Here is a 16,261-nt window from a genome sequence, read left to right as displayed (position 1 = left end):
GTAATAGTTCCTTGTGAAAATGCAACAGCAGTCATTAAAAAGGCTACTAATGCGAAATACATTTTTTTCATTTTTCTAATGTTTGAATTTGTCATTATTGTACAAATGTGTCGCATTTTTTTATGCTTTACATTAAGACAACGTTAAATTAGTCATGTCAAATTTAACATAATTTTATCATAAAAAAAGCTTGCAACCATATAAGTTACAAGCTTTTAAAATATAATTAATGATTTATCTTATTATTTCTTAAATTTTTGCAGTAATTGTAATGTTGAAGTATCGTGTTTAGCTATATCGGAACCTTCTATATCATTTAAAATAGTTCCTGCAAGTTGTTTTCCTAGTTCTACTCCCCATTGATCGTAACTAAATATATTCCAAATTACACCTTGTACAAATATTTTATGCTCGTACATAGCTATTAATGCTCCTAACGATTTAGGAGTTAATTTTTCTATAAGCATTGTATTTGTGGGTTTATTACCACTAAACACCTTAAACGGAAGTAGTTTTTCAATTTCTAACGCAGATAAATTTTTAGATTCCAATTCTGTTTTAACCTCTTCCGAGGTTTTACCATTCATTAATGCCTCTGTTTGCGCAAAGAAATTGGCCATTAATTTATTATGGTGATCTGCTTCTCCATATAAAGATTCTTTATACCCAATAAAATCGGCTGGAATCAACTTGGTTCCTTGATGAATTAACTGAAAAAATGCATGTTGCGAATTAGTCCCTGGTTCTCCCCAAATGATGGTTCCTGTTTGGTAATCTACAGTATTGCCTTGGCGATCCACACTCTTACCGTTACTTTCCATAATACCTTGTTGTAAATAAGCAGAAAATCTACTTAAATATTGTGTATAAGGAATAATAGCTTCTGTATCTGCTCCGTAAAAATTGTTGTACCATACGCTTAATAATGCAAGTACTACAGGGATATTTTTTTCGAATTTTTCATTCTTAAAATGCTCATCCATATCGTTTGCACCTTGTAATAATGCATCAAAATTATGGTACCCAACAGCTAATGCTACAGATAACCCTACGGCACTCCAAAGAGAAAAACGACCTCCAACCCAATCCCACATAGGAAACACGTTGTCCGCAGAAATTCCAAATTCCGCTATTTTTTCTGCATTGGTAGAAACCGCTGCAAAATGTTTAGCTATATCTTCTTGTTTTCCATGTTTTAAAAACCACTTTTTAATTGTAGTAGCATTACTCAATGTTTCTTGGGTAGTAAAAGTTTTAGAAACAATAACAAAAAGTGTAGTTTCTGGGTTTAATTCCCTTAGCACCTCATGTACATGATCCCCATCTACATTACTAACAAAATGTAATTTTAAATGGTTTTTATAAAATTTTAATGCTTCCGTTACCATGGCTGGCCCTAAATCTGAACCACCAATACCAATATTCACAACATCGGTAAAAGCTTTACCTGTATATCCTTTTGCTTCGCCAGAAATAATAGTCTCCGTAAAGCTTTTAATATGCTCTTTTACTTTATATACTTCTGGAATAACATTTTTTCCGTTTACAAGTACAGAATCTGTTTTTTTAGCCCTCAAAGCCGTATGTAATACCGCTCTTCCTTCCGTTTCATTTATGATATCTCCCGTAAAATATTTATCTATAGCATCTTTTAATTCTACTTCTTTCGCTAAATCTAGCAACAAATCTAATGTCTCTTGAGACATTCTGTTTTTAGAAAAATCTACTAGAAAATCTTCCCAATGTATAGTATAGTCTAAAGCTCTACTTGCTTTATTAGCAAACAACTCTTTAAGAGTAGTGTTCTTAGTAGCTTTAAAGTGCTCTGTTAATTTTTTCCAAGCTTTAGTTTCTGTAGGGTTAATTTTTTGTAGCGGCATTTTCTTGGTTACTTATTACTAATTCTTCTTCAACTTTTTTAGGATAAGCGGCTTTATCCAATTGTATTTTTTTAGCACTTATAAAATCGAAATAATCTGCTCTAAGTTCTTCTGCTAAGGGTTCTGCTTGTGGTAATTTTTCTTTTAAAGGGTCTACTTGACTACCGTTTCTCCAAAAACGATAACAAACATGTGGCCCTCCTGTGTTACCTGTCATTCCGATCCAGCCAATTACATCTCCCTGCCTTACAAACTGTCCTTTTTTAACATTCTGATTTTTCATATGAAGATACTGAGTAGAGTAGGTTCCATTATGTCTAATCTTAACATACTTACCATTTCCTCCTCTTCTGGTAGATTCTGTAATAGTACCATCTGCAGTAGCCATTATAGGCGTTCCAATAGGTGCTGCATAATCTGTTCCCTTATGCGGTCTAAGTTTATACCCATAATACTTTATCCTCCTTTTTAAATTATACTTGGAAGATATACGGCTAAATTTTACAGGTGCTCTTAAAAAAGTTCTTCTAAGATTATTAGCTTCCTCATCAAAATAATCTACAATATTTTTTAGCGAATCGCTTTCATATGCGAAAGCATAAATAGGTCTCCCGTTATGTTCAAAAAAAGCAGATTCAATAGGACCTGCCCCTGCATAAATAGAATCATTAATATATTTTTCTTTATATATAACCTTAAACTTATCTCCTTTTTGTAGTCGAAAAAAGTCTATCGTCCAAGCATAAACCTCTGATAAATTATTAGTAACATTATAATCTATTCCTTGGTCTAAAATAGCCTCGGACAAGGATGATTCAATTATTCCTGCCGCAACCCTTTCTATATACTTAACTTCTTTTTTATCGGTATAGGCAATTACACTATCTCTTAAATCTACAACCGTATAATTAATACGATCGTTTTCATAAATAAAAACCTGAGCTGCCTCTAATGTGTCTTTAGATTTTAATATGGTATACGATTTACCAACTCTTATCTTACGCACATCAAAAGTATCTTTATACTCCTGAGAAATCTTGTAAATCTTAGGGTATTCTACATGGTTTTGAAGCATAAGTTCCCCGAAACTATCTCCACTCCGAACGGTATCTTTATGTACCTTAAAGTTTTCGAAATTAAAACCAAATTGTTTTACTTCTACTTTTTCTACTTTCTTAATTTCGCCTTTTCCTACCAGAGAATTAACTTCTTTCTTTTCCTTGCAAGCAGTGATAACTATCAATGCTAGTATTGCGCCCCAATATTTTTGCATTATTCTTTTTTATTTTTTTCTGGATTAAAGATATGGTCTACCCATTCCTTTCCCCAATCTTTTAATTCTTGATTTGTATATATCGTTGGAAAAAATATCACCTTTTTAAAACTAGGCGGCAAATATTTCTTCCAATTAGTACCTCCTGTAGCATCTATACTTCCTTTATCCTTCCCTAAATATCTATGAGCAGAACCCATATGCATTAATGGCCAATTTACATTAGCATTTAAGTCTAACGCTTTTAATACTTTGACCAGTTCTTTATTGTTTTGAACTTCTTTAGGAAACTGCAAATATTTATGATAAATAGTACTATCCTGCACCTGTTTAGCTATACGTATTAAACGAGGGGTATATCTATACTCAAACTGTTTTAGAGTTAGTGTCTTTTCTCCAGTTTCACGATCTGTAGCTCCTTTTTTCCAATAAATATTTTCGTAAAGATCTTCTATACTATTTTCTGAAGAAAATAGGTCTCGCTGAGAATGATGAACCAAATTTTCCATTGGTGTTGCATATAACTCAATCATTCTATATTGTACAGATTGAAAACCACTGGCTGGCAAAAGGGCCATTCTATATTTTAAAAATTGCTCTCTTTCCATACCTTTTATCATAATGCCAAAGGAAGAAATAAGAGCTTTATAGTAATTATTAATTCTATTTACTCTATCCATAAAAAAAGAAACATCTTGAGACTTATTATCTACCAGTTGTTTCTGTTCATGCAATATTAATTTAAAATATAGTTCTGTAATTTGATGATACATTATAAATATCTCCTCATCGGGGAAATACGTTTTTGGAACTTGTAGACTTAATAATGTATCTAAATGTATATAATCCCAATAGGTTAAATAACGCTGGTAGAGCAAACCATCTAAATAAGCACTAAGATCCTGACCTGAATCCTTATATTTTTCTTCTAATTTAGATATTTGGGAATCTATCTGCTCTTTATTATCCATTATTGAATTAATCCATTATTATTTTAAATTGGTGCTTAAGACCATTATAGCCGTCTAAATCTGCTTTAATAGACCCTACTGCTATATCTGCTTTAATACGAATTGGAATTCTATTATCATCATTAGAAACCCAAAGAGACAAACTTTCTTGCTCTTTAAATATTCTTCCCGATTGCACTAAAGGTCTAAATTTAAGACATTCTACTTTTCCGTACTTAGTTTTCACTACTTCCTTTCCTAGATACTTCAATTTAAAATTAAAAATACCATCATCATCAAACAACATTTTTAAAGTAATTGCTTCTCCTTTTACCAAATCGGCAGGATCGTAATTATTTCTAAGATAATAGAAAGCAGACAACAAGTCTTGTATACTATCTTGAAGGTCAAAATTAAGCTTTTTCTTGTTCTTTTTATCGTTTAAAATAGCCTGATCTTTCTTATGATCAAAATTTATCTCTACATCTTTCTTATAGCCGCCTTCATTAATCTTCCTTATAAAACGATATGGTTTTCCGTCTTTTTTATCAAAATAAGTCTCATAGGTATCATCCACCTTAAAAAATATACTGGCAAATCCGGTAGTCTCTCCACGTGCAACGACATGATAAACAGGGACATTATCAATCTTAGCAGACTTTACTTGTAAAGTGGCATAACTTGCATTTAATAACCCATAATGCATTCTAAATTTGAGCCATTCTCCTGGTTTAAATGTAGAATTTTCGTTTTGGGCACTACTGAATAAACTAATAAATAGGCATAATAAAAGTATTACTTTTCTCATATGTCTTGTTGTTTATGTTCTAAAATTACTAATAATGAGCACATCATAATAACTAGTAACAATTACTTAAACAAAATTTGTTCCAAAGTATTGTATAAAAAAAGCCCAGTTTTAAAACTGGGCTTTTTCTAAATAACCAACCAAACTTTAAATTATGAAAAACCAATACTTAAAGTTGTAAGGGAACCACCCCTCACTGGTACAAATTTAAATTAAAGAAAGAACCTAATAGCAGGCTTTAACTTACTTTAACGCTTCTATTAACAGTTATTAGTAAATAAATTCAAAAATTAGGTTTTTTTTAAGAAAACAGAGAAGTTCTACACTTTAAAAAAGTGTTTTTTTTGCTAGAACCAATAGCCTAAACTGATAAATAAATTGCCTCCTTTTTCTTCTGGAGACCAAGAATACATTAACTGGATTGGCCCTACAAAAGATTCTACACCATACCCTATACCGTAACCAGAAAAATTGGGAGAAGTAAACCATTCACCTGTTCTAAAAATATCATCTTCTACATTAGCGTAATTAGCAGCTAACATAAAATGATTTTTAGGAGCAATTTCATAATCTAATCTTGCATAAGCCTTTACATAACTATTACCTGGTAGGCTTAAAAAATCGTACCCTATAAAGGATGTAAAATTATTTATAAGAGTGCTTCCATAACCTCCCAATACGTAATCAAAAGCCGCCACACTGGAAGTACCTAATTTGAAACCACCTTCTGTTTCTATATTTAAGGCTAGCTTTTTTGTTATTGGCCATGCAGCACCTAATCTTGACTTAGATATTGAAAATTCTTTAAAATTTTCATTAAAATCTGAGGACCATAGGTAAAAATGAAAATCCCCATTAAAATACAACCCCCTAGTGGGAAAATATTTATCATCATAGGTATCAAAAATTAACTGACTATAAGCACTGATGTAATTATTTTTCTCAAAAATGATTCTATTATCAGAAGAATGAAAAGGTATAGTACTAACACTAGACTCATCACCAGACAATGTTCTTGTACTATATTTTAAAAATTTGTGTTCCGCTCCCAAAGTAAAAGCAAGCTCTTCTCGAAATACTGTTTGAACATATATTTGGTTTGTTAAATCTGTGACATCTAAATTAATTGTATTGATATTAGAGACCCCTGAAACACCATAATTATCATTAATTAAACTAAAATCTATTTCTTCTTCAAAAGCATTAAACCTGGAATTAATTCCAAGACTCCAATAGGTTCCTTTATCAATATAATATTGCATATTGTATCTTACATTATCCCCCAAAATAAAATCAAAAGAAGCAACAGCATCTTTAGTTAAAAAATTCTTTCTTGTGAGATTAATAATTGCGGCACTTTTATACAAATCATCATAATGCGCACCTAATCTTATAAATGTTTTTGTAGGCTTTTCTTCCAAATTTAAAATAAGGTCTTGCCCTATACCATTTTTTAGGAGTTTATATCTATTGGTTTTAAAATTACCCGTAGCCGATAAATTTAAAATTCCTTGTTGTAGTTTATCAAAAGTTATTTCTTCTCCTATAGAAAACCTTAATTTCCCTTTTACATAGCCGCGCGAGTAATTACTACTACCATCGATAATTAATCTACTAATGATTAAAGTATCTTGTAATGTTGTTTTTTTTATAGCTTTTTTTCTTTGCAATTGATTAAAAGCTATTGTTTTAAGTTCAGAAAACTTTTTAATTGCAGCCGCTTCTCCTGTCTTTATTATTTCATCTCCCTTATTAAAGTCTAAAACAGAGTATTCCCCAATATTGGGTTGAATATAAACATCTGTCTCTTCTGACTTTTTCTGCATATCTGTGGCCGCCCTATAATTACTTATTTGAAACAAAACCTCTGTAGCCGATAGCAAATCATCTCTTGCAGATAAACCATGTTGCACATCCACACCAATAATTACGTCCGCCCCTAATGCTCTTACTTGATCAATTGGATAATTATTAACTATACCTCCATCAATTAAAATTTCTCCATTTATAGATACTGGCTCAAAAAGTGAAGGCAAAGTTCCGCTTGCCATAACCGCTTCTGGTAAATACCCCTTATCTAAAATAACTTCTTTTCCTGTTTCTACATTTGTTGCAATACAAACAAAGGGTATAGGTAAATTTTTAAATTCTTTTATATCTTTTACAGGGTACAACAAACGCACAAATTCATTATAAATATTTTGCCCTCCAGAATATGCTGTTGGAACAGATATTTTAAAATTATTAAACGGAAGAGTTATTGCATACCTTTCTGAATCGTCTTTTTCGTAAAAGGTTTTGGCGCTCCTGGGCAAGTTATCTTGTATTAAACTTCCCAGATTAGTATTTTTAAAAATAGAATCTAATTCTGTCGCGGAATACCCCGCAGCATACAATGACCCAACTATTGCTCCCATGCTGGTTCCGCCAATATAATCTATCTTTACTCCTGCTTCTTCAATAATTTTTAATGCTCCAATATGGGCTAAACCTTTAGCGCCTCCTCCACTTAAAACCAAACCTACCTTAAGGTCTTTACGTACTACTAACTCTTGACCTCTAACAATGCTTGCGAAAAACAAAACCAACACTACGGCTACTAGTTTATACATATTAATATGTTATTTTTATTTATTAAAGGTTTCAAATATTTTTTTTGCTTTAGAAAAACCCACAGATTCTGTTAACTTTTCTATACTTGCTTCTTTTACTCTTTTTACAGATTTAAAAGTTTTTAATAGCTCTTCTACCGTTTTGCCTCCTATTCCTTGAATCCTTTCTAGTTCGGAATCTATTGCAGCTTTACTCCTTTTGTTTCTATGAAATGTTATTCCAAATCGATGGGCTTCATTTCGTAATTGTTGGATGATTTTTAAGCTTTCCGATTTTTTATCCAAATACAAAGGCACGGGGTCTTCTGGGAAATATATTTCTTCTAACCTTTTAGCTATTCCGATAATTGCAATTTTACCTCTAAGCCCTAAAATATCTAAACTTTTTAAAGCAGAGGATAATTGCCCTTTTCCTCCATCTACAACTATTAATTGTGGCAAAGGCTCATCTTCCATCAATAATCTTTTGTAACGTCTTAAAACAACCTCTTCCATAGAACCAAAATCATCGGGGCCTTCTACTGTTTTAATATTATAATGTCTATACTCTTTTTTTGATGGTTTTCCGTCCTTAAAAACAACACAGGCGGCAACTGGGTGTGTTCCCTGAATATTACTATTATCGAAGCACTCTATATGTCTTGGCTCTACCGAAAGACGAATATCTTTCTTCATCTGCCCCATAATTCTCTTTGTGTGCCTATCTGGATCTATTATTTTATTTTGATTAAAACGTTCTTGCCTATAATATTTTGCATTGCGCTCTGACAGTTCTAAAATTCTCTTTTTATCTCCTAATTTAGGAACAGTCACCTTTATTTCTGGCGCTACTTCTATTTTAAAAGGAAGGTATAATTCTTTAGACATTAAGTTAAATCGCTGCCGTATTTCAACAATTGCTAATAATAATAACTCGGCATCATTTTCTTCTAACTTTTTCTTAATTTCCATAGTATGGGATCTTATAATAGACCCATGGGAAAGTTGTAGAAAATTTACATACGCATAAGCATCGTCCGATATTATAGAAAACACATCTACATTATTAATTTTTGGATTCACCACGGTCGACTTCGACTGGTAATTTTCTAAAACTTCAATCTTCTCTTTTATATTTTGAGCCTCTTCAAACTTAAGCTCACCAGCCAAAACAACCATTTCTTCCTTAAAATACTGTAACGAGTCTTTAAAATTTCCTTTTAAAATTTCTTTTATTTCTGTTATTTGCCTACTATATTCCTCTAAGGATTGATACCCCTCGCAAGGCCCTTTGCAATTCCCTAAGTGATATTCTAAACATACTTTATATTTACCTGCATCTATTTTTTCTTTAGACAAATCATAGTTACAAGTTCTTAATGGGTAAACTCCTTTTATAAGATCCAATAAAATTTTTACAGTTCGTCCACTGGTATAGGGCCCAAAATATGCCGACCCATCTTTTATTAATCTTCTTGTACTAAAAATTCTAGGAAAGCGTTCGTTTTTAATACAAATCCATGGGTACGATTTATCATCCTTTAATAAAACATTGTATCTAGGTCTGTATTTTTTAATAAGATTATTTTCGAGCAACAAAGCATCCGATTCCGTTGGAACCACAATATGCTTTACACTACGAATCTTTGTTACTAAGACCTTTGTTTTACCGTAATCATGATTTTTATTAAAATAAGAAGACACTCTTTTTTTTAAATTCTTAGCCTTACCTATATATAGTATCTTATCTTCTACATCATAAAATTGATACACCCCGGGGCTTTGGGGTATCGTTTTCAATTGTATTTTAAGTGGAATATCAGACATTAAAAAAGGTGCAAATTTAGTACTGGAATATCTTAGGTTAAATTACTATGTTTTTAAATGATATACTATCCATTTTAATTTTTTTTAAAGACTTATCATATAGTTACGCGAATACAGTTTTAATTATGAATTAAATAATTATTACAACGCCAGGTTTTCAATTTGTTATTTTTAATAGCAAATATTTAATATATTATGATAAGCCATAAAAAAATAAGAAATCAATTCTTTTTAAATATTTTATGAGCCCTTTTCTGAAAAATAAAAATAAATATCTGATTTTCAGTATTTTAAATATTCTAAAGGGTGTTTTGCGCGAAATAAACGATAGTCTTTTTCTTACAAATGTGCATTTCATCGATAAAAAAGTGCATTTAATAGGGATTATAACAATTATTTTCCCTATTTTTAAAACATCAAATAAGAATAAACATGGACAGTTATATTATTACACTAGGAACTTACTTAATATTAATGTTGTTTTTTAAAGTATTTTTTGCAGGATCTGTAAAAGAGTAAAAAATAATAATTTATATTGCCGTAAAACTTAAATCAACTTTCTATATGTTGAAAAAAGATTTACGAAAATTATTCTTAGAAAAGAGAAAATCAACCTCTGCACAATCTTTATTAGATGGTGGTTTAAATATTTCTAATAAATTATTACAATTGCCCATTTGGGATTTTAATAATTACCACATTTATTTACCCATTGAAAACAAAAAAGAAATAGACACGAGTTTTATACTCTCTATTTTACAAGGGAAAGATAAAAACGTTGTTATACCAAAAATGATTGGTGTAAATGGGTTAGAAAATTACCTTCTCACAGACAATACAAGACTTAAAAAAAACAAATGGGATGTACCTGAGCCCATTGATGGAATTAAAATAGAGCCTCAAAATATTGATGTTGTGTTTATTCCACTCTTAGCTTTTGACAACAAAGGAAATAGAGTTGGTTATGGTAAAGGATATTACGATACTTTTTTAAAACAATGTAAACCAAACGTAATCAAGGTTGGGTTATCTATATTCAATTCCATAGAAGCTATTACAGATGTCTACAAAGACGATGTTCCTTTAGATTACTGTATTACACCCGAAAAAATATACGTTTTTAATACTCCCTAAATTTATTCTTCTAAGGCGTTCGTTTCCTCTTCGGTAAAAGCCTTTTTATTAAAAACCAACAAAATACCTACTCCTGTACTTATTGCGGTATCGGCTATGTTAAAAACCGGTTCGAAAAACCTAAAATTACCACCACCAAAATAAGGAACCCATTCTGGCCATGTACTGTCTACCATAGGAAAATATAGCATATCTACAACCTTACCATAAAAGAAACCTCCATATGGCTCATCAGAAAATAATGTAGCTACATTATGATAACTCTCATTAAAAATAACACCATAAAACAAGGAATCTAATATATTTCCTAAAGCACCAGCAAAAATAAAAGAAACCGCCACAACTAATGTGTTAGAACCTTTTTTACGAATTACATCATACAACCAATACCCGATTCCTGTAATAGCAAACAACCTAAATATGGTCAATATTAACTTTCCTGTAGCGTCTGAAACAGGCAAAACATCACTTAACTTGGCTCCCCAAGCTGCTCCTTCATTCTCAATAAATAGGATTTTAAACCAACTAAAAACTTCTACTGATTCTCCTAATGTAAAATGTGTTTTTATATAAACCTTACTAAGTTGATCTATGAATAGTAAAATAAATATTAGGACTAAAGACTTCTTTAAATTCATTGTAATTATTATAGAGGGGCAAAAATAGACATTATTATTACATTTTCATTACTTGAATATTTCCAGTGTTAGTGGCTAAGTAAAATTCACTATTCCCTTTTGGCATTATATCTTCTTGTACTTTCCCGTACTTGCTGTTTAATACAAAATTACCCGCGGATTTTTTAACTATAATATCTCCGCTCTGGGTTTCAATATTTATTTTTCCAGAAATATTTGCCAATTCACACAGACCATCCTTAAGAGAAACACGTAACCTTTTATACACTCCAAAACCAATAAAAGTACTACTCGTTCCTAAGACGGATACATCCTTATCTTTAGGAATTGTAATTTTTAAAGCTATAGAAACCACTTTATGCGCACTAAGTTTATCATTGGGATTAACAAAAATAGGTTGAAACTCTGCTCTTATCTGTAAAGAAGGTATATCCTTCTTTATCGTTATGATTAAGTCTCTTTTATATTCTCCCTCTATAGTAGCCTCTACAATAACTTCCTTAATATCTTTGGTTAAAACTTCTACTAAAAAACAATTAGCGCCATCTATTTCAATAGAAGAGATACTACTATTTAGGATAGATTTTTTTACTATTTTTTGAGTATACCCAAAAAAGGAAGATAATAGAACTAGGATACAAATAAACTTCTGAACCATATAGTATAAAAAAACGCCCTGAATAGGGCGTCTTACTTATTTTTGCATATTCTTAGCTTCAATGCTCAGTGTTGCATGAGGCACTAACTTAAGCCTTTCCTTATTAATAAGCTTACCAGTAACTCTACAAACTCCATACGTTTTATTTTCTATACGAAGAACTGCATTTTTTAAATCTCTTATAAATTTTTCCTGACGAATAGCTAATTGCGTATTAGCTTCTTTGCTCATGGTTTGCGAACCTTCTTCAAAGGCTTTAAAAGTAGGCGAGGTATCATCAGTACCATTATTACCATCATTCATATAAGAACTTTTAAGTAACTCTAGGTGGCTTTTTGCTTTCACAATTTTCTCCTCTATAAGAGTTCTAAATTCCTCTAAATCTTTGTCTGAATATCTTACTTTTAAATCTTCTGCCATTTTTTAATGTTTTACAATAAACAATTTAGTGTTTACTTGGTCGAAAACAACTTCCGTTCCACTATCTAATTTTTCTTCAAAACTTAAATCTGCTGTTAAAGTTTCCGTCTTAATATACGTCAAATTATTTGCAACGGCTTCTTCAACTATGCCATCCTTTAATATCTTAACATCTATTTTATCTGTTACTTCAAAACCAGATTCTTTTCTAATATTCTGAATCCTATTTATTAATTCTCTTGCTATTCCTTCTTTTCTTAGTTCCTCATTAATAGTAACATCTAAAGCCACTGTAAGTTTCCCCGATGTTGCTACCAACCAGCCTTCTATATCTTGAGAAGAAATCTCTACATCCTGTAACTGTAAATTAATATTTTTATTTTCTATTGTGATAGATAATTCGCCATTCTGCTCCATTTCTTGGATATCTTCTTGATTAAGACCCATAACAGCTTGTGCAATTTGCTTCATTTCTTTACCATATTTAGGTCCTAAAACCTTAAAATTAGGCTTAATCTGTTTCACTAAAATACCAGAAGCATCATCTAGCAATTCTATTTCCTTTACATTAACTTCCGATTTTATTAAATCTGCAACGGCTTCTATCTCTTGTTTTTGCTTTTCATCTAATACAGGAACCATTATTTTTTGCAATGGTTGGCGCACTTTTATTTTTTCTTTTTGTCTTATCGATAAAACCAAAGAAGAAATAGTTTGTGCTTTTTCCATTTTACTTTCTAAATCTACATCAATAATAGCACTATCGTATTTTGGAAAATCTGCCAAATGTACACTTTCAAAAGCATCCTTTTCTGTTGTATTGGTTAAGTCTTTGTAAAGCCTATCCATAAAGAATGGAGCTACAGGAGCAGATAATTTAGCTATGGTCACTAAACAGGTATATAAAGTTTGATAGGCCGATATTTTATCTTGCTCATATTCTCCTTTCCAAAAACGTCTTCTACATAATCTTACATACCAGTTGCTTAAATATTCTTGTACATAATCTGAAATAGCTCTTGTTGCTTTGGTTGGCTCGTAATCCGCATAAGCTTCATCTACCTTTTTAATTAGAGAATGTAGCTCAGATAAAACCCAGCGATCTATTTCTGGTCTTTCCTCTAACGAAATCTCTTTTTCTGCGTATTTAAAATTATCCAAATTGGCATATAAAGCAAAGAAAGAATAGGTGTTATATAGGGTTCCAAAAAACTTTCGTTTTACTTCAGCTATACCTTCTATATCAAACTTTAAATTATCCCATGGGTTTGCATTAGAAATCATATACCATCGTGTGGCATCTGGTCCATGAGCATCCATAGTTGTAAAAGGATCCACAGCGTTACCTAAACGCTTGGACATTTTTTTACCGTCCTTATCTAAAACCAATCCATTAGATACTACATTTTTATACGCAACAGAATCAAAAACCATTGTTGCAATAGCATGTAATGTATAAAACCAACCTCTTGTTTGGTCTACTCCTTCTGCTATAAAATCTGCAGGAAAAGTTTTTCCTTCATCTATTAATTCTTTATTTTCAAAAGGATAATGCCATTGAGCATAAGGCATAGAACCACTATCGAACCAAACATCTATAAGGTCGCTCTCGCGTTTCATAGGTTTTCCAGAAGCTGAAACTAGAGTAATTTCATCTACAATATTTTTATGTAAATCTATCTTTTCATAGTTTTCTTCACTCATGTCTCCTACTACAAAATCTTCGAAAATATCTTTGTCTAAAACGCCTGCCTGTTGTGCCTTAGCCATTTCTTCTTTCAATTCAGAAATAGAACCAATAATAATTTCTTCTTTACCATCTTCTGTTCTCCAGATTGGTAGAGGAATACCCCAATATCTAGATCTAGAAAGATTCCAATCATTAGCATTTGCTAACCAGTTCCCAAATCTGCCTTCTCCCGTAGATTTGGGTTTCCAATTAATGGTTTGGTTTAATTGGAACATTTTATCCTTTACATCGGTTACTTTAATAAACCAAGAATCTAAAGGATAATATAAGATAGGTTTATCTGTACGCCAACAATTTGGGTAACTATGCACATACTTTTCTACCTTAAATGCTTTGTTTTCTTCTTTTAAACGAATAGCAATTTCTACATCTATAGAACGCTCAGGAGCTTTACCATCTTCATAATATTCATTCTTAACATACTTACCTCCCCATTCGCCTAGTTCTGATCTAAATTTACCTTGTAAGTCTACCAATGGAACAGGGTTTCCGTTCTCATCTAATACAAGCATTGGCGGAATTTCTGGTACCGCTTGTTTTGCAACCATAGCATCATCTGCTCCAAAAGTAGGTGCTGTATGCACTATACCTGTACCGTCTTCTGTAGTAACAAAATCTCCAGAAATTACTCTAAAAGCATTTTCTGCGTTTTGGTAAGGCTGCACAAAATCTATAAGTTGCTCGTATTTTACACCAACAAGATCTTTCCCTTTAAATTCTTTTACAACATAATATGGTATTTTTTTGTCTCCAGATTTATATTCTAATAGCTCTGGTTTTGTTTCTACTGCATTAAATTTTCCTGCAAATTGTTTCCCCACCAAATTTTTAGCCAAAATTACATTCATGGGTTTAAACGTATATTGGTTATACGTTTCTACTAGAACATAATCTATTTTAGACCCAACGGTTAAAGCGGTGTTACTTGGTAAGGTCCAAGGTGTTGTTGTCCAAGCTAAGAAAAAGATAGTTCCCTCATCCTTTAAAAAATCTGGAAGTGTTTCATTTACAGCCTTAAACTGTGCTGTTACTGTAGTATCTGTAACATCTTGGTAGGTTCCTGGTTGATTTAACTCGTGCGAACTAAGCCCTGTACCTGCTTTGGGAGAATACGGCTGAATAGTATACCCTTTATATATAAGATCTTTATTATAAATTTGTTTTAGAAGCCACCAAACCGACTCCATATATTTAGATTTATAAGTAACGTACGGGTCTTCCATATCTACCCAATACCCAACTTTCTCAGTCATTTCATTCCAGACGTCGGTATAACGCATAACTGCTTTTTTACAAGCTGCATTATATTCTTCTACAGATATTTTTTTGCCAATATCTTCTTTAGTAATCCCTAGTTCTTTCTCTACTCCTAATTCAATAGGTAATCCATGGGTATCCCAACCGGCTTTTCTTTTTACCTGAAAACCCTTCATAGTTTTATACCTAGGAAAAATATCCTTAATGGTACGCGCCATCACATGGTGTATACCTGGCATACCATTTGCCGAAGGTGGTCCTTCATAAAAAACATAACTTGGTTTCCCTTCTTTGGAGGAAACACTTTTATCAAAAATATTGTGCTCCTTCCAATATTGAAGAATTTCTTCTGCCACTTTTGGCAAGTCTAAATTGTTGTATCCCGCAAACTTCATTATTTCAGTGCTCTACCTTTAAATTAAGGCTGCAAAATTATAAATTTTGATTGAATAATAGGTCTTTAAAACCAATCAATATACTTCCTTACACCTTCTTTCTTAGATAATAACATCTAGAATTCGATTTATTACGTATATATTTGCGTTGAAAACATATTAAACACTAAAAAACATTCACAATGAAAAAAGTAATTTTAGGATCAATTTTAATGGTTGCACTAAGTGTATCTTTCGTATCATGTAGAGAAGCTGCTGACAAAGCAAAAGATGCTACTGAAGCTGCTGCTGACGCTGCAACTGACGCTGCTGATACTGCTAAAGATGTAGCTGGTGACGCTGCTGAAGCTGCAACTGATGCTGCAGGTAACGCTGTTGACTCTGCTAAAGATGCTGCCGGTAACGCAATAGACGCTACCAAAGATGCTGCTAATGGAGCTGTTGATGCCGCTAAAGATGCTGCAGGTAATGCTGTTGATGCAACTAAAGGCGCTGCTACTGATGCTGCTGACAAAGCTAAAGATGCTGCAGGAGCTGCTGCTGATAAAGTTAAAGATGCCGTAAAGCACTAAAAACTTATTTGTCTCGTCCTAAATAATCGATACAGATTATTAAAGGATTAAATTTATTAATTAAAGCTGAACAATGATATCATTGTTCAGCTTTTTTGTTTTGTACTG

12 protein-coding genes are annotated in these 16,261 nt (G+C 32.0%); 2 read left to right on the top strand and 10 right to left on the bottom strand.

Annotation, left to right across the window (positions count from 1 at the left end; genetic code table 11):
* Positions 1-242: 242 nt before the first annotated feature.
* The 6 genes from pgi to uvrC all read right to left on the bottom strand — a co-directional run bounded on the left by pgi (position 243) and on the right by uvrC (position 9,329).
* The gene (pgi, locus tag QZZ51_RS12580) at positions 243-1,880 is read right to left on the bottom strand and encodes a glucose-6-phosphate isomerase (protein WP_291870189.1); all 1,638 of its coding nucleotides are present in this window, start codon (positions 1,878-1,880) and stop codon (positions 243-245) included.
* On the bottom strand, positions 1,861-3,153 hold the full coding sequence (locus QZZ51_RS12575) for a peptidoglycan DD-metalloendopeptidase family protein (protein ID WP_291870187.1): 1,293 nt from the start codon (positions 3,151-3,153) through the stop codon (positions 1,861-1,863). The genes pgi and QZZ51_RS12575 overlap by 20 nt, the downstream gene beginning before the upstream one ends.
* Positions 3,153-4,124 (bottom strand): tryptophan 2,3-dioxygenase family protein, encoded by a 972-nt coding sequence (locus QZZ51_RS12570; RefSeq protein ID WP_291870185.1) that lies wholly within the window; start codon positions 4,122-4,124, stop codon positions 3,153-3,155. The genes QZZ51_RS12575 and QZZ51_RS12570 overlap by 1 nt, the downstream gene beginning before the upstream one ends.
* Before the next feature lie 7 nt (positions 4,125-4,131).
* Positions 4,132-4,911: a DUF3108 domain-containing protein gene (locus QZZ51_RS12565; RefSeq protein WP_291870184.1), complete on the bottom strand. Its 780-nt coding sequence runs from the start codon at positions 4,909-4,911 to the stop codon at positions 4,132-4,134.
* Between the two features lie 347 nt (positions 4,912-5,258).
* The gene (locus QZZ51_RS12560; protein WP_291870182.1) at positions 5,259-7,523 is read right to left on the bottom strand and encodes a patatin-like phospholipase family protein; all 2,265 of its coding nucleotides are present in this window, start codon (positions 7,521-7,523) and stop codon (positions 5,259-5,261) included.
* A 15-nt stretch (positions 7,524-7,538) separates the two neighbouring features.
* On the bottom strand, positions 7,539-9,329 hold the full coding sequence (gene uvrC, locus QZZ51_RS12555) for an excinuclease ABC subunit UvrC (RefSeq protein ID WP_291870180.1): 1,791 nt from the start codon (positions 9,327-9,329) through the stop codon (positions 7,539-7,541).
* A 564-nt stretch (positions 9,330-9,893) separates the two neighbouring features.
* Here uvrC and QZZ51_RS12550 point away from each other — a divergent pair.
* Positions 9,894-10,463 carry a 5-formyltetrahydrofolate cyclo-ligase gene (locus tag QZZ51_RS12550; RefSeq protein ID WP_291870178.1) on the top strand — a complete coding sequence of 190 codons (570 nt, stop codon included), beginning with the start codon at positions 9,894-9,896 and terminating at the stop codon, positions 10,461-10,463.
* Between the two features lie 2 nt (positions 10,464-10,465).
* Here QZZ51_RS12550 and QZZ51_RS12545 read toward each other — a convergent pair whose 3' ends face one another.
* From QZZ51_RS12545 to ileS, 4 genes are read right to left on the bottom strand one after another with little or no spacing between them, the layout of a single operon-like run.
* Positions 10,466-11,101, bottom strand: coding sequence for a lipoprotein signal peptidase (locus tag QZZ51_RS12545; protein WP_291870176.1), 636 nt, complete (start codon positions 11,099-11,101; stop codon positions 10,466-10,468).
* A gap of 37 nt (positions 11,102-11,138) precedes the next feature.
* Positions 11,139-11,759, bottom strand: a complete 621-nt coding sequence (locus QZZ51_RS12540) for a DUF4097 family beta strand repeat-containing protein (RefSeq protein WP_291870174.1) — start codon at positions 11,757-11,759, stop codon at positions 11,139-11,141.
* Between the two features lie 36 nt (positions 11,760-11,795).
* A complete protein-coding gene (locus QZZ51_RS12535) occupies positions 11,796-12,179 on the bottom strand; it encodes a TraR/DksA C4-type zinc finger protein (protein WP_291870172.1) in 384 nt (127 codons plus the stop codon).
* 3 nt (positions 12,180-12,182) lie between these two features.
* Positions 12,183-15,581, bottom strand: a complete 3,399-nt coding sequence (gene ileS, locus QZZ51_RS12530; protein ID WP_291870170.1) for an isoleucine--tRNA ligase — start codon at positions 15,579-15,581, stop codon at positions 12,183-12,185.
* A gap of 182 nt (positions 15,582-15,763) precedes the next feature.
* Here ileS and QZZ51_RS12525 point away from each other — a divergent pair, with 182 nt between their 5' ends.
* Positions 15,764-16,153: a hypothetical protein gene (locus tag QZZ51_RS12525; protein ID WP_291870168.1), complete on the top strand. Its 390-nt coding sequence runs from the start codon at positions 15,764-15,766 to the stop codon at positions 16,151-16,153.
* Positions 16,154-16,261: the final 108 nt, after the last annotated feature.

The organism is Maribacter sp. (assembly GCF_016744255.1).
Lineage (GTDB): Bacteria > Bacteroidota > Bacteroidia > Flavobacteriales > Flavobacteriaceae > Maribacter_B.
This window is presented reverse-complemented; position numbering and strand designations above follow the sequence as displayed.